Below are 18438 nucleotides of genomic sequence, written 5' to 3' on the forward strand. Positions count from 1 at the left end.
ATATGCTGATTACCAATTATTTTAGAAAGTTTTTCCAAATAGCACAATCTTCAGGAAATTTATTGATTATCTGTGTCATCCTCTCATTAATGATTGCCAATTCTAGTTTAGGAGATGATTTTCAAAATCTATTAGATTATCCAATTGGGCCTTATTCTACAAGTCTTTGGATCAATGATGGTTTAATGGCCATTTTCTTCTTATTGGTAGGTTTAGAAATTAAACGTGAACTCATAGAAGGAGAACTTTCTAGCCTCAAAAACGCTTCTCTTCCTATTTTTGCAGCGATTGGCGGAATGCTGGTTCCTGCATTAATTTTCGTATTTTTTAATTACGGAACAGAATACCAAAATGGATGGGGAATTCCTATGGCAACAGATATTGCGTTTTCTCTCGCCATTATTTCAATGCTGGGGAAAAGAGTTCCAGCTTCTGTTAAAATTTTCCTTACTGCTCTAGCAATTGTTGATGATTTAGGAGCAATTGTTGTGATTGCGATTTTTTATACAGAGAAATTAGAATTCACTTATTTAGCTTTGAGTGGCGCAGTTTTACTCCTTTTAATTCTTTTAAATTATTTCAAAGTTAAAAAACATATTTTCTACATCATTCCAGGATTATTTTTATGGCATTTTATGCATCACAGTGGCATTCATGCTACTATTGCAGGGGTTTTATTGGCATTTACCATTCCTACAAACGAAAGCACTACAGAAATCTCGCCTTTAGAAAAATTAGAAGAAAAATTACACTTACCTGTTAATTATTTCATCATGCCCATTTTCGCATTAGCAAATACTAATATTCAGTTTAAAAGTGGAATGATAGAGGGATTATTTAGCAATTTCGGCTACGGAATTATTCTAGGTTTAGTTCTAGGAAAAGTAATTGGAATTAATCTTTTTTCCTTCATTGCCATCAAATTAAAGCTAAGTGATTTACCTAAAAAAAGCAATTGGTCTCAAATGATTGGTGCCGGTTTATTGGCAGGAATTGGTTTTACCATGTCTATTTTCATCGCGTTGCTTTCTTACAAAGGACACACCGAAATACAAGACGAAGCTAAATTTGCGATTCTGGTAGCTTCTGCAATTTCTGGATTTTCTGGTTATTTTTTACTGAAACTTTTAGCTAAAAAGAAAATAAGCGTTTCTGATTATAAAGAAAATATTTAAGCATGAAAAAAGGGTTTCTAAAATTTAGAAACCCTTTTTTATTTTAAGGTTTACCTCTTTCGTATTGTGGAGGGAAGAAACTTACTTCATTATTTTCCCAAGAACTTTTTGCTACAAAATATGGATTTCTCAGAAGTTCTCTTGCTAACAAAATTACATCTGCTTCATCTTTTTGCAAAATTTCTTCGGCTTGAGTTACATTCGTAATCAAGCCTACTGCACCAGTTTTCACTTCTGCTTCTTGTTTGATTTGATGAGAAAAAGGCACTTGATAACCAGAAAAAACATTGATTTTAGCACCAGAAATATTTCCACCGCTAGAAACATCAATTAAATCTACACCTTTTTCTTTCAAAATTTTAGAAAGCGCTACAGAATCTTCTACATTCCAACCGTTTTCAGCGTATTCTGTTGCAGAAATCCTCACAAACAATGGAACATTCTCGTTAAGAACTTTATTTACAGCCTCTACGATTTCTAGTAAAATTCTCGCTCTATTTTCTAAACTTCCACCGTATTCATCTGTTCTCACATTGCTTAAAGGAGATAAAAACTGAGAAATTAAATAACCATGTGCAGCATGAATTTCAATCACATCAAAACCTGCTTTCACACTTCTTATTGCAGCTTCTTTAAAAGCGTTTACCAATTCTGAAATTTCAGATTTTGTTAAAGCATGAGGTGTTCTTTCACCTTCTAGATAAGGGATTTCTGAAGGCGCAACCGTAATCCATCCGTTTTCTTCCAAAGAAGTTTGTTTGCCATTCCAAGTAGAAGCTTTTCTACCAGCATGACCTAATTGAATCCCAATTTTGGTTTCTGTATTTTGATGGATGAATTCTACTATTTTTTTCCATGCTTCAGCTTGTTCATCATTCCAAATTCCGGCACATTTATCCGTAATTCTACCTTCTGGAACTACACCAGTAGCTTCTGCAATGATTAATCCTACTCCACCAAAAGCGCGAGTGGCATAATGCACCAAATGAAAATCATTTACTACGCCATTTTCTGCAGAATACATACACATAGGCGCCATGACTATTCTGTTTTTTATTTCTAAATTTCTAAACTTAATTGGGGTAAAAAGTTTCATATTTATAAAATTAATTTGAGCCCAAATTTATCATTTTTACGCAGAAAATCACGATTAATTCTTTGGTTTCACAAAATTTTTGTAATTTTACTCTCCGATTTTTTTAAAATGGAAAAAGAATTAAGAATTAAATTTTCTCAAATAGAAAGAAATGAACTTTCAGATATAGAGAAAACCCTTCATGAAGCAGCTATCAATGCTAGAAAAAACGCTTATGCTCCCTATTCTCATTTCAATGTAGGTTGCGCTGTTCTTCTAGAAAACGGAGAAATTGTTACAGGTAACAACCAAGAAAACGCAGCTTATCCTTCTGGTTTATGTGCAGAAAGAGTCACAGTTTTTAATATTGGCGCCAATTATCCGAACGTAAAAATTAAAAAACTATACGTTATTGGTGGACCATCTAGAGAAGAGACTTTTACTACCGCTACTCCACCTTGTGGTGCATGCAGACAGAGCTTACTAGAATATGAGACGAAGCAAAATGAGCCGATAGAAATTTATTTTTCTGGAATTGATGGAGCGGTTTATAAATGTGATTCGATTAAAGATTTACTTCCGTTCTCGTTTGATGCTTCTTTTTTATAAAATCTAAATAGAAAACCTTAGGGTTTTCTATTTTTTTTGAAATATATAGACCAAAAATTTTCACAATTTCTGGTTTAAATGTACATTTGCAATGCTTTTGGTTTCCGATGTTTGTCGGAATTAAAATGGGAATTCGGTGAAAATCCGAAACTGTCCCCGCAACTGTAAATCGTGCTTCGGTGAAAATCGAAGGAATTTTTTGCAAAAAAGCCATTATCTTATTTGAAAAGATGAGAAGGTGCAAAAAATGCGAAAGTCAGGAGACCTGCCAAAAACATTCATAATCAATACTTTCGGAGGAAAAGTAGAGAAATCCTGTAAAAAATGCAGTTCTTCTGTGGTTTTTCTTTATTTCTTTTCCAAAAGTTATTGATAACAGTCATTAACTTTAAAATTTAACAATGAAGAAAAACTTAATCTTCGCAGGAATGCTCTTTGTGACGGGAATTTCACAATTGTCAGCTCAAGAAAAAGAAGAAAAACTAATTCCAGAAGTTACCATCGCAGCAAAAGCTAAACAACAACTTCACAAAACAGGTAAAAATGTACAACTCCTTACTTCTAAAGATTTAGAAAAATTCAAAGGACAAAACGCTGCAGAAATCCTTAACCAAGTCTCTGGTTATCAAATTACTGGAAACTTCAACAATGGTCCAGAACCGAAATCTCTAAAAATTAGAGGAGGAAAACTAGCCAACGTATTAATTCTAGTAGATGGAATTCCGTTAAAAGACGTTACCGGAAATGATTACAATGCTACAGACCTTAGACTTTTTGCATCAGAAAATATAGAATCTATAGAAATTCTGAATGGAGCATCTTCGGTTTTATATGGTTCTAATGCTACTGTTTCTGTGATTAATATTAAAACTAAAAAATCTTCTCAACAAGCTTCAGAAGGAAGAATTGGCGCAAGAATTGGAAGTTTCGGAACTTTCGGACAAAATTTGAGCGCTCAAGGAAAAATCAATCAATGGAATTATCAATTTTCTGGCTCAAATGAAAAATCAGACGGAATTTCGGCAGCTCTTGGAGAAAATTTCGATAAAGATGGCTTTGAAAAGCAAAATGCAAATGCTACTGTAGGTTACAGCACTCAAAATTTCAATGTAAATGTAAACGCTGGTTATCAACATCATTATTATGATTTTGATAATGGTGCTTTTGAAGATGGAAAATACAAAGGCAATGACACCCAAAAATTCAGCGGACTCAATGCTCAATATTCATACGACAAAGGAAATATCACGTTTAATTCTAGAATTTCAGCGAATGAAAGAATCGTGAGAAATCTCAACAACAATACCTATCAAGATCAATACAGCTATCAAGGTCAAAATATTTTTGCCGAATTGTACAATCAGACTCAATTTTCGGAACATATCAATTTAGTGGCGGGAATTCAGTATGAAACTCAGAATTTAGGTTCTAAATCTTTACCTTGGGGCGGAACTTCTATGCAAAATGTATTGACTCTAGGCGAAACCGAAATCAGTAATTTTGATGTTTTTGCCAATGCAAATTTAGCCTATCAAATTTTTCATTTGGATTTAGGAGCACGATTGAACAATCATTCTAAATATAACAATCACTTTGTTTACAGCATAAATCCATTTATTTTAACAGATTTAGACGATAATTTCCTAAAAATAGGCTATTCTTATGCAACCGCATTTATCGCACCTACTCTATATCAATCTTACGGTTCATTGCCTTATGTTTTGCCAAATTTTGATTTAAAACCAGAAACCAATGCTTCGCATGAATTGGATTTCAGTTTTGGAAAGAAAGACAGAACTTTTGTGGTAAATGCAAGTGTTTTCAGCAGAAAAGAAAAAGATGTTTTCGTGTATAATATTGTAGATTTCAACACTTATGCTGGGAAATTTTTAAACGTAGAAAGTAATAAAGTAAAAGGTGTAGAATTAGGAGTTCAATATCATTTTAATGAAAAAGTAAATGTAGGTGGTAATTTCTCTTTCGCTGAAAAAGACAATCCTGCAACAAGATTACGTTCGCCAAAACAAAGAGCAAATGCTTTTTTAGAAATTTTACCGATTAAAAACAACAGAATCAATATTTCTTATCAATATACATCAAAAAGAAATGATGCGTACTTTGATTCAACCGATTACAGTACAAAAAATGTAGAATTAGAAGCGTTCCATTTGTTTAACCTCAATATCAATCAGAAAATCACCAAATCTTTAGATACTTACTTAAACGTAGGAAACGTATTGAATACCAGTTATACAGATGTCATCGGTTTTACCACAAAACCTAGAAATATAACTTTAGGAGTTGAATATAAATTTTAAGGATTAAATTTTTATTCCACTTGTGTTTCGAGCTTCAGCAATTTATTTGCTGAAGTTTTTTTTATGATTTTTTATCAGAATCTAAGTTGATGGTATGTTCAGAACTTGCTTCGGGTAAATTTTCGATTTCGTGGTGATATTCTTCTAATTCGTGTTTCATTTCATCTGCCAAAATTTTCTCAATTCTGAGTTTTCTGATGGCGATATTCAATTCATTTCCTAAAAGAAGTAAAATCACATTTAAATTCACCCAAACCATTAATAAAATAATCGAGCCAATAGAACCGTACAAAACGTTGTATCTGGCAAATTTACTTACATAAACCGCAAAGAAATACGTAGTAATCACAAATACTATAGTCGTGAAAAATGCACCAGGAAGTGCTTGTCTAAATCTGGCAATCTTGGCTGTTCCTACCCAATAAAACAAAGCCAACAACAAGAAATAAAACAATGGAAAGGAAACAAAACCAATGATTTTCGATAAATTATCTACAAACCAAGAAATATCATATTGTGGCGTAAAAAGTTTGAGAACGACCTCAGAATAATACACTCCGAAAAGCGCTAAAAAGATAATCGCAATAAAACCAATCGTAATGAAAAAAGACAAAATATATTCATAAACATCGGTTCGTTTTTCTTCGGTGTGGTCATTAAATCCATCAATGAGAGAAAAAGTTCCATTAGTCGCAAAAATCAAAGCAAAAATAATCGTGAAATTACTGATGCTCTTCATATTCGGAACGATACTTTTGGTAATGTAATTCGTAACATCTGCATGCATGTGTGCAGGAAAAACATTATGCATTAATACTTCAAAAATATAAAACTGAAGCTTATCATAATGCGGTAAATAAGGTAAAATGGAAAGCAAAAACAATAAAAACGGGAATAAACTCAAAAAGAAACTCCAAGAAATGGCAGAAGCTTTCGCGATTAAACGGTTTTTAAAAACTCCTCTTACATAGATATCAAACATTTCCCAAAGAGAAATGCCTAACATGGGCAAATGTATGCCATCTAAAAAACGATGAATTTTTCTAAGGAAAGTAGGAAGTTTCAAAATCGTTATTTTATATTTGTACAAAGATAAGGAATGAAAATTAATTTACTCTGCATAGGCAAAACTGACGATAAAGAAATTAAAAATCTCATCACTTACTATCTTACAAGGCTTCCCAGACATTGGAATTTCGAAATTACAGAAATTCCTGATGTTAAAAATGCTAGAAATCTCACGCCTGATTTGCTTAAAAAAGAAGAAGCAAAATTGTTTCTCAATCAAATAGAAAACACCGATTTAGTGGTACTTTTGGACGAAAAAGGAAAACAATTTACCAGCAGAGAATTTGCTCAAAAATTAGATTCTTATCAAAATAATTCTATCAAAAAAATCTGTTTTTTAGTTGGTGGAGCTTATGGTTTTTCAGAAGAAATGTATCAAAGAGCAAATGAAAAAATCTCCATTTCTAAAATGACTTTCACGCATCAAATGATTCGATTATTTTTTGTAGAACAGATTTACCGAGCAGACCAAATCCTACAAGGAAAACCGTATCATAATGATTAAAGTTATGAGTTATGAGTCTTGAGTAAAAATTTCTGATTTTTTGATGACTTTTTTTGCTAAAATTCCAAAGAATAAAGCCAGAAGAATTCCCATGATTGCACCTATGATAATATCTCCAGGAAAATGCATTCCGAGATATACTCTACTGTATGCAACGATAGCTGCCCAAACAAATAGAAAGTAAGGCAATTGCTTTATTTTTTTGCCTAAAAGTATGGTAAGATAAGTCGCAACAAAAAAAGAATTAGACGAGTGCGCAGAATAAAACCCGAATTTTCCACCGCATTTTACTTCTCTCAACAGACCTTCTAATGATGGATCATGACAAGGTCTTAATCGCTCAAAACCAAATTTAAAAATATTGGCAATTTGGTCAGAAGCAGTAATTCCTAATGCAACAAAAAGCAATATGTAGAACAATGATTTTTTATTGAAATTTTTATACAAAAAATATAAAAAAATAACATAAAGCGGAATCCAGAACCATTTTTCTGAAACGAAAATCCAGAACGGATCAAAAGTAGAACTTCCTAAATTATTCAGGAAAATCATGGCTTGTTTGTCTTCTAAAATAATTTCTTCCATTATCTTGAAACGGGGCCTTGATATTCGTCGCTTAATTTATTGATTTCTTCTTTAGATTCTTGAATTAATTCATCAGAAGATTTTCCTTCGATTTGTTTTCTTAAATCTAATTCTTGTTTTATTTTTTCGGTAGGATCGTATTCTTGAGCTGCTTTTTTTACTTTTTCTATTTCACGCTTTATTTCCGAGACTGGATTATCTGTTTCCTTCATGATTTCCGATTTTACATCTTCCATCGCATCTTTCATTTTACGCACTCCTTGTCCTAATCCTCTTGCAATTTCAGGGATTTTATTAGGCCCAAATAAAACGACGATTACCAAAGCAATCATCAGCATTTCTCCAAAACTTAGTTCCATTCTGCAAATTTAAATTATTAATTAATAACTATTTACTTTTTCTGTGAAAAACATAATAAACAAAATAAGCACTCACTGCCATTAACACAAATCCTAAGAAAAATGGCGCTCCAGAAAACTGAAATGGAGGTTTTAATTCTAAGGTTAAAAGTTTAATTTTAGCATCTGGATGAGTGAAAAAATAGAAAATCTGAGTCATCAGAAGCGGTCCAATAATAGACGTAATACTGATGACACTTGTTAAAGCACCTTGTAAATCCCCTTGTTCTTTCGGGGAAACTTTAGATGAAATAACGGATTGTAATGCAGGACCAGCAATTCCACCAAGACAATAAATGGCTAGAATAGCGTACATCATCCATTCTTTTTGAGCGAATGCAAAAAGCAACATTCCGGTGCAATAAAACATGATTCCGTATAAAATACTTCTTTCGCTACCCAATTTAGGATGAACTTTTCTAATTAAAAAACCTTGAACAAAAGCGGTAAAAGCTCCCATTACTCCAAGAGAAATCCCTACTGTTTTTTCGTCCCAAGCAAATTTGTACATGGTAAAGTATGCCCAATTGGTTTGTACCGCATGACTCGCCAAATACACCAAAAACCAAGCAACAAAAAGTTTTAAAATTTCAGGATGTGTTCTTACTTTTAATAATGAACCTACTGGATTAGCTCTTTTCCATTCAAAAGGTCTTCTGTGCTCTTTATCTAAACTTTCTGGCAATATAAAATATCCGTAAGCGAAATTCACCAAACATAAAACAGCGGCTGCATAAAATGGCACTCTAGAACCGAATTGTCCTAATAATCCGCCAATTACAGGTCCAATGATAAATCCTAAACCAAAAGCAGCACCTATCATTCCAAAGTTTTTAGAACGATTGCTATCATCTGAAATATCTGCTATATAAGCAGAAGCGGTAGTGATACTTGCTCCCGTAATTCCAGAAAAAATACGACCTACAAAAAGCCAAAAAATAGTTGGCGCCCAAGCTTGAATAAAAAAGTTAATAGAAAATCCTAAAAGTGAAAATAAAATAACCGGTCTTCTACCATACTTGTCACTTAAATTTCCTAAAACTGGCGCAAAAAGGAATTGCATGAAAGCATATAAAAAACTAAGCCAACCACCATATTTAGAAGCTTCGCTTACGTCTCCATTAATCAATTCTTCTATTAATTTAGGCACAACTGGGATTACAATTCCCCAACCTGTAATATCAATGATTAAGGTGATAAATATAAACCAAATCGCAGCTGTTTTATTCGAATTTTTCATACAGAAAGCGAAGATACACCTTTTTCGATTTTCTAGAAATTTTTTAACTTTTATATATCAGTTTATCTCATAAAAAAAGCGCTCTTTCGAGCGCTACTATTTATTTTTCTGTAGTTGTTCTTTCGTGTGGAGCTTCTTCTTTTCCTGTTTTTAGGAAATCATATGCAATTGCCGACGCAATGAATACGGATGAATAAGTTCCGAAGAAAATACCTAAGAATAATGCGAACATAAATCCTTTTAGGTTATCTCCTCCGAAGAAGAAAATAGCCATAATTACTAATAATACAGTAATAGAGGTGTTGAAAGTTCTACCTAATGTACTAGAAATAGAGTCATCAAACAATCCTGCTAGAGTAAGAGATTTTTTTTCTTTCAAGTATTCTCTAATTCTGTCGAATACAATTACGGTATCATTTATCGAATAACCGAGTACTGTAAGAATCGCAGCGATAAAGTCTTGGTTAATCTCCATGTTGAATGGCATGATATTTTTAAAGAATGAGAATACCCCAAGAATGATAATAGCATCGTGAGCTAATGCAACTACCGCACCTAAAGAGAACTGCCATTTGTTAAATCTGAATAAGATATAAATGAAAATTCCTAATAACGATGCTAATACTGCATAAGTACCACCTGTTTTAATATCATCTGCAACTGTAGGTCCAACTTTAGAAGAAGAAACAATTCCTAATTCTGCACCATGAGCATCTTTGAAATCTGCTAATGTAGTATTTGGAGATAAGAAAGGTTTTAAACCTTCAAATAATTTTTTCTCAATATCTTGGTCAGCTTCGATTGATTCATCATCAATTTTATAGTCAGTTGTAATTTTCAACTGGTTTGCATTACCAAAAGTTTTAACATCTACTGCTTGAGATTCGCCATTTAAAACAAATACTTTAGCAAGAGATTCATGAGCTTTAGAAGCTTCTACATCTTTGTCAAATCTTACTACATAACTTCTACCTCCTTTGAAATCTACCCCAGTCTTGAAACCGTAGTTGAAAATGGAGAATAAACTCGCAACAGTAAGAATTGCAGAAACGATGTAAGAATATTTTCTTTTTCCAATGAAATCAATCCAGATATTTCTGAACCAGTTTTTAGTAATAGGAGTCCAAACAGAAAGTCCTTTTCCTTTATTTAATCTATGGAAAATCATTACTCTAGATAACAATACAGAGGTAAAGAAAGTCATGATAAGACCAATACCTGTAGTTACCGCGAAACCTTTAATAGGACCTGTACCGAAGATAAATAATACTAATGCTGTTAGCAATGAAGTAAGGTGACCATCTACAATTGCATTTAATGCATGTTTGAAACCGTCTGTATATGCTTGTTTAATAGATTTACCCGCGAATAATTCTTCCTTAGTTCTTTCGTAGATGATTACGTTTGTGTCTACCGCAATTGCCATGGTTAATACAATACCTGCAATACCAGGAAGAGTAAGCGTAGCATTGATAGAATCCATAATTCCGAAAAGGTAGAATAGGTTAAATATCATTGCTATAATCGCATAAACACCAGCTCCACCGTAGTAGAAAATGATATACGCTACAATAATTAAGAATGCAATAAAGAAAGACCAAAGTCCTGCAGAAATAGATTCTTGACCAAGAGAAGGTCCTACTACATCTGCCTGAACAACTTTAGCTGAAGCTGGTAATTTACCTGCGCTTAATACATCTGTAAGATCTTTAGCTTCTTCTTGAGTAAAACTTCCAGAAATCTGAGATCTTCCAGAAGGAATTGGTTCATTTACATTTGGAGCAGTGTAAACAATGTTATCTAAAGTTACTGCAACTGGTTTTCCTACGTTTTTCTCAGTAAGTGTTTTCCAGTCTCTAGTACCTTCAGTATCCATTTGCATGTCTACTACAATTCTACCAAGATTATCATAGTTAATTCTAGCAGTTTCTACCGCACCATCTACTGGAGCTTTTTGATTGATATTACCTCTGATAGCGTAAAGTACTAAATTATCTGGATCAGCAGCATCTGGTTTATAAGCCCACATGAATTTAGTAAATTTAAGATTTGCTGGTCTTAGTTTTATTGCAATTTCGCTATTCAGAATTTTGTTCATTGCTGAAGTATCAGAAAGCTTGATATTACCTACACCAGCTTGTCTCAATGTATTCAACTGAAGCATGTTGATAAGATTAGTGTTTTTAGCAACACCAAGAGAATCTGCTTTTGCTGGAACAATTTTAGAAAGTGTTTCAAGATAAGGAGCAACTTCGTTTATTTGTTGTACTTCCCAGAACTGCAATTTAGCAGAAGTAGAAAGCATTTTTTTCACTTTGTCTTTATCTTTAATACCTGGCATTTCTACCGCAATTCTACCAGTTCCTGGAACACGCTGTACGTTTGGTTGTACCGCTCCCATTTTATCAATTCTGGTTCTAATTACTTCGAAAGCTGTTCCTACAGAAGCATCAATTTTATTCCTAATAATAGATTTTACTTGATCATCTGTAGTATTGAATTTAATTTGACCACTTAATTTTTGAGTTCCAAAAACTTCTGGGCTAGCCAATTTAAGACCAGCTTTTTTCTCTTGATTAACTAAGTCAAACTGAGTGAAAAAATCTTCAATATAAGGTTTTGTAGACTGTTTCTGAACTTTGTCAGCTCTGTCTAGCGCTTCTATAACGATAGGATTAGTAGAATAATTGGTTAAATCATTTACTAAATCTCTTTGGTTAATTTCTAATAGAACGTTAATACCACCTTTTAAGTCCAAACCAAGCTTCATTTCTTTCTGCTTAGCTTCAGGATAGTTCAGCTGAGTGAATCCTAAATGGATGGTATCTTTAGAAAGACGCGCAATTTCTTTATTATATTTTGCTTCGTCTTCACCAGCAATAGCTTTGGCTTCGTTTTCTATTTTACTTGCATACCAAGTTGGCAACAACTCATTGATACAAATAAGCCCAAGAACAATCGCTACAATCGTAATAAGTCCTTTTCCTTGCATTGTTTATAGTTTACAACATTTAAAATTATAGTCGGCAAATATAATGATTATCAGTTGAAATAAAAATTTTGTTTACATGATTTTAATAAATAATGAAATAAAAAATAATGCTATTAATTTTTTTCAATATTGTTGAAGAACTTTCAATTATTCGTTTTAGTATAAATAATAATTTACAGATTGTAAAATAATAAATTATATATTAAATTATTTAAAATAAATTTTATAAATATCTAGTGAAATTATTAAAAAAAAAGTATTCATTTCTGAATACTTTTGCAATTATATTAAACTTTATTAAAATAAATCTTCATTAATTAATTGAGCTCCATTTGATATAGCTAAATCTTTTAGAATTTCACCATAAGATTCTGCGACTCCTGAATAAACATAAAATTTAATAACTTCAGAATTACCTGTAATAGAATCAGAACTTTTAATATTAAACACATAGTATTTTTTGTTTTCACCATATACATTATAAGATATGCTCTTAATTTTAGACCAATTAATAAGAATAGAATTAGTAGATTTCAAATAGTATTTTTTTATTCCAACATCATCATATAATAATCTCAATTTATTTTCCCCTTCAAAAATATCAATAGATCTGGAGTTTAACCACTCTAGCATATCTTTTTTTTCGTAGCTTAATGACGTAACCATTTCATTACCTTTTAAATTAACAATATGCGAAAAAGCTTTTTTGAAACGATCTCTTATTTCAATTGTCTGGAAATTCATTTTAATATACAAAGGCAAACCTTCATGAATATATGATGAAACAATATACAAAGCCGGAGACTCATTAGTTTCACTGATTCTAAAATCATTAATAGTATCAAAACCAATAGAAGTATAACCACCATTTGAGTTATCAATCCTAATTTTAGTAAATGAAAAAAGAATTGTATTAGTCGAATTTTTTGGAAGATGATAACTTTCTACAGAAATCACATCACTTTTTTTAGTATTTAACCAATCAATAGTCTCTTCTAGAGTTTGCGCATTGATAAAAGTGTAAAACAATACCAATAAAAAGGAAAAAATTAACTTCATACAAATAATTTTATCAAATATAACAAAAAAATTTTAGTTATAAATCTCTAAAATTTTAACGAAAAAAAATTATTTATTGAAAGTTAAACCGTCATCGAAAACAATCTGGTTTCAGGCATTTTTCTCATCATTCTTAAATCAAAAGCCATGGCTACATTTCTGGTGAAAACTCTTCCTTTTTCGGTAATTTTCACAGTATTTCCTGAAATTTCTACCAGACCATCTTCTTGCATTTCTTGTAATTTTTTTAATGCTTCTGGTAATTCTTCAAAAGAATTTTCTGGTGTAAAAGTGGTTTCTAACTGGCACATTAAATTCAAAATATGTCTTCTTAATTTTAAATCTTCTTCATTTAAAATGTGTCCTTTCACCACAGGAATTATTCCCTCTTCTACTCTTTTTTGATATTCTTCTACCGATTTTTCGTTTTGAGCAAAAGCATACCAAGAATCCGAAATCGCAGACATTCCTAAACCGACCATCAATTGAGTATTACTCGAAGTATATCCCATGAAATTTCGGTGAAGTTTTTTATGAATTAAAGATTGGTACAAATCATCTTTTTCGAGTGAAAAATGATCCATTCCTACTTCTATATAACCTAATTCTTCTAACAGTTTTTTGCCATTTTCGTAGAGTTTACGTTTTTCTTCACCACTTGGCAAATCATTTTCGTCAAAACCACGTTGACCAACGCCTTTTATCCACGGAACGTGAGCGTAAGAATAAAATGCCAGTCTGTCTGGTTTTAATTCCAAAGTCTTTCTGATGGTAAATTCCATCGCGTCCCAAGTTTGGTGCGGCAAACCAAAAACCAAATCATGAGAAACACTTTTATATCCAATTTCTCTAGCCCATTCTGTAACGTTTTTCACATTTTCGAAAGGCTGAATTCTATTGATGGCTTTTTGAACTTTTGCATCATAATCTTGCACTCCGAAACTACATCTTCTGAAACCTAAATCATACAAAGTTTGCAAATGTACTTTTGTAGTATTGTTTGGGTGACCTTCAAAAGAAAATTCAGGATTTTCGGCAATTTCTACGGTGCTAAAAATTCCTTCTAGTAAAATTCTCAAATTTTCTGCAGAGAAAAAGGTAGGAGTTCCACCACCGAGATGCAATTCTTTAAGTTTTGGTTTTTCTTCAAAAAGATTTAGATAGAGATTCCATTCTTTCAAAACACTTTCTAAATACGGTGTTTCTACAGAATGTTGCTTAGTTATGCGTTTATGACAAGCACAAAAAGTACACAATTGCTCACAAAAAGGAAGGTGAATGTAAATAGAAATTCCTTCTTGAGCATTGCTCTCGTTGAAAGACTGAATAACAGTTTTTTGCCATTGCTCAGAAGTAAAACCATCATTATCCCAGTAAGGAACGGTAGGATAAGAAGTATATCTAGGTCCCGGAATATTATATTTATTGATAAGTGAGTTCATATTTGAGATACGAGTTTCGAGTTACGAGATTGAGAGTGCAAAAATAAGAAAACTATTTCTGAAAATTATGGTATTTAAATTCTTCTTGCAATCCAAAGTAATAATTATTAATTCCTCTAAAATTACCTAAAATTATAATTATTAAAAAAATTATTGAAAGTATAAGTGATGCTTTAAAGTTTTTAAAAATAAATTTCCTAGAAATAAAAAAAACTATAAATGCCGCAATAAAACTATATAACAAATTTAAAATTCCATTCGTAAAACAAAAATCTTTCATATTTTGTAAAGTTTCACTTTCAGAAACTCCAAACGGAGGTTTTACAATTAATGCAAATCGAACATAGAATATTAGATGCAAATAAATTGCAACTATCAAAAAAACAACAATTAAAGAATACTTAATTAATTTTTTTTCATAAAATTTCTCAAAAATCAATTCATCTTTAGTAATCTCAGTTCTTAAATTCAGCCTTCAAAATTCTATTTTTCCCGGCAAATACGAGACTATTTTCATCTATCCATTCGCAAACGTAAAGATTTTTTTCTTGTGAAATCCTCTTCCAAGTTTTTCCATAATCGCTAGAAAATTCTATATTGTGGTCTCCCACTGCAATGATTTCTTTTCCTTTAGATTTCGGACGAATTTTAACACATGTTTTATAGCCTCCATTTTTTCCAGAAGCTTGAATTTGCCAGGTTTCGCCACCATCAAAAGTAGTTGCAATGTTATTGATATTTTCCGCTTGCTTGGTATAATCACCACCTACTGCAATCCCGAATTTCTCATCATAGAAATCTATAGAGTAAATTCCTGTAGACGATTTCCCGTTGACAAAAGGCGTATTGTAAACATTCCAAAAATAAGGTTTATCCCAATTGAATTTAAAAATTCTAGAAACCGTTCCTCCTGTTGCAATCCAAACGGAATTTCCTTTCATTGCAATATTGGTATTACTCGCTGCAAAATGCGCTTCACCTTCTTGATATTTCGGCATAATTCCGCCTTCGTTTTTATAATTTTTGCTCGAAATAATTCTAAAATGAGGTTTTCCTTCTTTTCTTGGGTCACTTATTGCCAATCCTCTTCCCTTTTCATCAAACATAAAAGCGTCATAAAATGCAGTTTTTATGGTATCGGTAAAAACTTCTTCTGCTGTAAAAGTACTTTTTGTAATTTTGTAAAAAGTAGCAGGACTTTCGATGTTTACGGTGTAAAATAAATCGTCAGTTTGTGCCAAAGTTCGGAATTGAAGATTAGCATCTGATAATTTCATTTGCTTTCTAATCGTTGGTTCTTTCAAATGAATATACCCAAATTTAGAATCTGTAGCAGCGTAATACACTTTGTTTTGCCAAATCTGAATTGCTCTTACACTCATGTTATAATTTTCTGCTAAAGCCGAAAATTCTAAACTTTGAGCCATCATAAAAGCATGAGCCAATAAACAAAAGGCTAATATTATTCTTTTCATTTTTACTTTTTCACAAAAATAAAAAATCCCACCAAAAAGTGGGATTTAATTTGTTAATCTTTATTATCAATATCGATTTCTATTTCTTCTAAAGGTTCTTGTTCCGCTTTGAAAGTTTCACCGAAACCACCATTTTGAAGTTTAGAATTTTTTCTACTGTATAAGAAGTAAATCACAAAACCAAACAACAACCAAATTGCAGAATATGTTTGTGCTTCTATACTTAAATTAATAATCAAATAAATATTAATTAAAATTCCTAAAGTTGCAATTACTGGCAATGCAGGAACTCTAAAATTTCTTTGAAGATTAGGTTGTTTTACTCTCAAAACCCAAACTGCAACACAAACCATCGTAAACGCGAAAAGCGTCCCGAAACTTGTCATGTGTGCTAAATCGTTAATAGGTGTAAAAGCTGCAACTACAGAAATAACTCCACCAAGAATCATTAAATTTTTACTTGGAACACCTGTTTCTGCATTTACTTTAGAGAACGTTTTAGGAATTAAACCGTCTTTAGACATTCCTAAGAAAATTCTAGATTGTCCCATAATCATTACCATCAATACAGAAATAAGACCTACTGTAGCAGCAATCGTGATGATATATCCTGCCCAAGCTTGACCAGCAATATCAAACGCATAAGCTACTGGAGCTTTAATTGCATCTGGATATTTCCCTAGTGGATTGAAATCTGAATAATGCATCATTCCTGTTAAAACCAATGAAACTAAAATATACAATAAAGTACAAATTAATAACGAAGCAATAATAGCAAATGGTACATCTTTTTTAGGATTAATCGCTTCACCGGCTTGTGTAGAAACTGCATCAAAACCTACATAAGCAAAGAAAATGGCAGAAGCACCTGCAATAATTCCGGCATAACCATATGCACTATGCGAAACTCCGTTTTCAGTAATCACCGTTGGTTCTGGAATAAAAGGTGTCCAGTTAGCTGGGTCAATGAAAAATGCTCCTGCTACAATTACGAAAATAATCGCAGCTACTTTAAGCATTACAATAAAATTATTTGCTTTAGCAGCACCTTTAGTTCCTCTCAATAGGATAGAAATTACTATTAAAACGATGAAAAACGCTGGTAAATTCATAGAAAAACCTGAGTTTCCTGCTGCTAAATATGTTTGAGGATCGGTAGTTAACCAAGCTGGAAGATGCAAGCCAAACATTTTGAGTAATTTCCCAAAATATCCTGACCAAGAAACCGCTACCGTCATAGAACCCATTGCGTATTCTAGTATCAATCCCCATCCAATAATCCACGCGAAAATCTCTCCTACTGTCCCATAAGCATACGCATAAGCAGAACCTTCTACAGGTAGAATTGATGCAAATTCTGCGTAACAAAGCGCTGCAAATACACAAGCAATCCCCGCAATTACGAAAGAAAGTGCAAGAGCTGGACCTGCATTATAATAAGCACCAGTTCCTGTCAATACAAAAATACCACCACCAATAATGGCTCCAATTCCTATGGCTGTTAAACTCCATTTTCCGAGAACTCTCTTCAGCTGACTCTTTTTGATGTCTGCCTCATAAGCTTCCATCGGCTTTTTAATCCAAATATTCGACATATTAAATCAATTTTTTACATTTTAGAATTCACGAAAATATAAATTTTTTAGAAGTATTAAGAACTTTTATTCAATTTTTTAACAGAGATGGTAGATTTCCCTAAACAATAGCATTGAAAGATTATCATTTTTTTATTTGTTTTTTTGCGAATCTTTAAATTTTTAATTCCTCGCTTATTTTCTAAACGAAATCTTTATCTTTGAAACAATGAATTTGTACGAACTTTTTTTCAAGCCTTACGAAACCTACACCAATTTTCAGATTTTTCTGGAAGCAACCGCAGCTATTTTCGGGTTGCTGAGTGTTTATTTTTCTATCAAAAAAAATATCTGGGTTTATCCAACAGGTATTATTTCTACTGCGCTTTATGTGTATATCCTCTTTAATTTTGGACTTTTAGGAGATGCTATGATTAATGTGTATTATACGATTATGAGCATTTATGGCTGGATTCTTTGGTCAGCGAGTTCAGAAGATAATATCCACGTAGAAGTTTCGTGGGCAAACTTTAAACAATGGATTTTTGCCACAGTTTTATTTGTCTTCAGTTTAGGATTAGTTACCCTTATTTATTATTACAAACCTGCAATTGACAATCATTTTTCTACCGAAAATGTAAATTTAGGTTTACATCATCTCGATTGGGCAAATTGGTTAGATGTATTCACCACTTCTATATTTTTAGTAGGAATGTGGTTTATGGCAAAGAGAAAAATAGAAAATTGGATTTTTTGGATCATCGGTGATTTTATTTGCATTCCGATGATGCTCTACAAAGGATTAGGAATTACTTCGATGCAATATTTGGTTTTTACGGCAATGGCTTATTTAGGATATTTAGAATGGAAAAAATCAATCAAAAAAATGTAAAAATTCTAATATTCTAAGATATATTTGCAAA

The 18438-nt window shown here is 32.2% G+C and carries 15 protein-coding genes and 1 riboswitch; of the genes, 5 read left to right on the forward strand and 10 right to left on the reverse strand.

Annotated elements, in window-relative coordinates; all coding sequences use genetic code 11:
- Window positions 1–2 precede the first annotated feature (2 nt).
- Complete coding sequence (gene nhaA, locus C3729_RS08325) at window positions 3–1175, forward strand: Na+/H+ antiporter NhaA (protein WP_104793743.1); 1173 nt, start codon at window positions 3–5, stop codon at window positions 1173–1175.
- Between the two features lie 43 nt (window positions 1176–1218).
- On the opposite strand, the gene namA is transcribed toward nhaA, so the two are convergent.
- Window positions 1219–2271, reverse strand: a complete 1053-nt coding sequence (gene namA, locus C3729_RS08330) for an NADPH dehydrogenase NamA (protein WP_104793744.1) — start codon at window positions 2269–2271, stop codon at window positions 1219–1221.
- A gap of 108 nt (window positions 2272–2379) precedes the next feature.
- Here namA and cdd point away from each other — a divergent pair, with 108 nt between their 5' ends.
- Both cdd and C3729_RS08340 read left to right on the forward strand, forming a co-directional pair.
- Window positions 2380–2859, forward strand: coding sequence for a cytidine deaminase (cdd, locus tag C3729_RS08335; protein ID WP_069798332.1), 480 nt, complete (start codon window positions 2380–2382; stop codon window positions 2857–2859).
- Between the two features lie 81 nt (window positions 2860–2940).
- Window positions 2941–3147: riboswitch (cobalamin riboswitch) on the forward strand.
- A gap of 113 nt (window positions 3148–3260) precedes the next feature.
- Window positions 3261–5177, forward strand: coding sequence for a TonB-dependent receptor (locus C3729_RS08340; protein ID WP_104793745.1), 1917 nt, complete (start codon window positions 3261–3263; stop codon window positions 5175–5177).
- A 61-nt stretch (window positions 5178–5238) separates the two neighbouring features.
- On the opposite strand, the gene C3729_RS08345 is transcribed toward C3729_RS08340, so the two are convergent.
- Window positions 5239–6183, reverse strand: coding sequence for a YihY/virulence factor BrkB family protein (locus tag C3729_RS08345; protein WP_185117738.1), 945 nt, complete (start codon window positions 6181–6183; stop codon window positions 5239–5241).
- A 93-nt stretch (window positions 6184–6276) separates the two neighbouring features.
- On the opposite strand from C3729_RS08345, the gene rlmH reads away from it, so the two are divergent.
- Window positions 6277–6750, forward strand: coding sequence for a 23S rRNA (pseudouridine(1915)-N(3))-methyltransferase RlmH (rlmH, locus tag C3729_RS08350; protein WP_104793746.1), 474 nt, complete (start codon window positions 6277–6279; stop codon window positions 6748–6750).
- A gap of 9 nt (window positions 6751–6759) precedes the next feature.
- On the opposite strand, the gene C3729_RS08355 is transcribed toward rlmH, so the two are convergent.
- The 8 genes from C3729_RS08355 to C3729_RS08395 all read right to left on the reverse strand — a co-directional run bounded on the left by C3729_RS08355 (window position 6760) and on the right by C3729_RS08395 (window position 17536).
- A complete protein-coding gene (locus C3729_RS08355) occupies window positions 6760–7335 on the reverse strand; it encodes a phosphatase PAP2 family protein (RefSeq protein ID WP_104793747.1) in 576 nt (191 codons plus the stop codon).
- On the reverse strand, window positions 7335–7694 hold the full coding sequence (locus C3729_RS08360) for a twin-arginine translocase TatA/TatE family subunit (RefSeq protein WP_069798325.1): 360 nt from the start codon (window positions 7692–7694) through the stop codon (window positions 7335–7337). The genes C3729_RS08355 and C3729_RS08360 overlap by 1 nt, the downstream gene beginning before the upstream one ends.
- 28 nt (window positions 7695–7722) lie before the next feature.
- The gene (locus tag C3729_RS08365; protein WP_104793748.1) at window positions 7723–8973 is read right to left on the reverse strand and encodes a TCR/Tet family MFS transporter; all 1251 of its coding nucleotides are present in this window, start codon (window positions 8971–8973) and stop codon (window positions 7723–7725) included.
- A gap of 100 nt (window positions 8974–9073) precedes the next feature.
- Window positions 9074–11965, reverse strand: a complete 2892-nt coding sequence (gene secD, locus C3729_RS08370) for a protein translocase subunit SecD (protein WP_104793749.1) — start codon at window positions 11963–11965, stop codon at window positions 9074–9076.
- A 297-nt stretch (window positions 11966–12262) separates the two neighbouring features.
- Window positions 12263–13024 carry a hypothetical protein gene (locus C3729_RS08375; RefSeq protein ID WP_104793750.1) on the reverse strand — a complete coding sequence of 254 codons (762 nt, stop codon included), beginning with the start codon at window positions 13022–13024 and terminating at the stop codon, window positions 12263–12265.
- A gap of 83 nt (window positions 13025–13107) precedes the next feature.
- Entirely contained in the window at window positions 13108–14466 is a 1359-nt protein-coding gene (hemN, locus tag C3729_RS08380; RefSeq protein WP_104793751.1) for an oxygen-independent coproporphyrinogen III oxidase, read from the reverse strand.
- A 455-nt stretch (window positions 14467–14921) separates the two neighbouring features.
- Window positions 14922–15941 carry a WD40/YVTN/BNR-like repeat-containing protein gene (locus C3729_RS08390; RefSeq protein ID WP_104793753.1) on the reverse strand — a complete coding sequence of 340 codons (1020 nt, stop codon included), beginning with the start codon at window positions 15939–15941 and terminating at the stop codon, window positions 14922–14924.
- Window positions 15942–15994: 53 nt separating this feature from the next.
- Window positions 15995–17536, reverse strand: a complete 1542-nt coding sequence (locus C3729_RS08395) for an APC family permease (RefSeq protein WP_260204504.1) — start codon at window positions 17534–17536, stop codon at window positions 15995–15997.
- Window positions 17537–17744: 208 nt separating this feature from the next.
- On the opposite strand from C3729_RS08395, the gene pnuC reads away from it, so the two are divergent.
- Window positions 17745–18407, forward strand: a complete 663-nt coding sequence (pnuC, locus tag C3729_RS08400; protein WP_104793754.1) for a nicotinamide riboside transporter PnuC — start codon at window positions 17745–17747, stop codon at window positions 18405–18407.
- Window positions 18408–18438: the final 31 nt, after the last annotated feature.

The sequence above is a fragment of the Cloacibacterium normanense genome (assembly GCF_002943105.1).
In the GTDB taxonomy this organism is placed as follows: Bacteria; Bacteroidota; Bacteroidia; order Flavobacteriales; family Weeksellaceae; genus Cloacibacterium.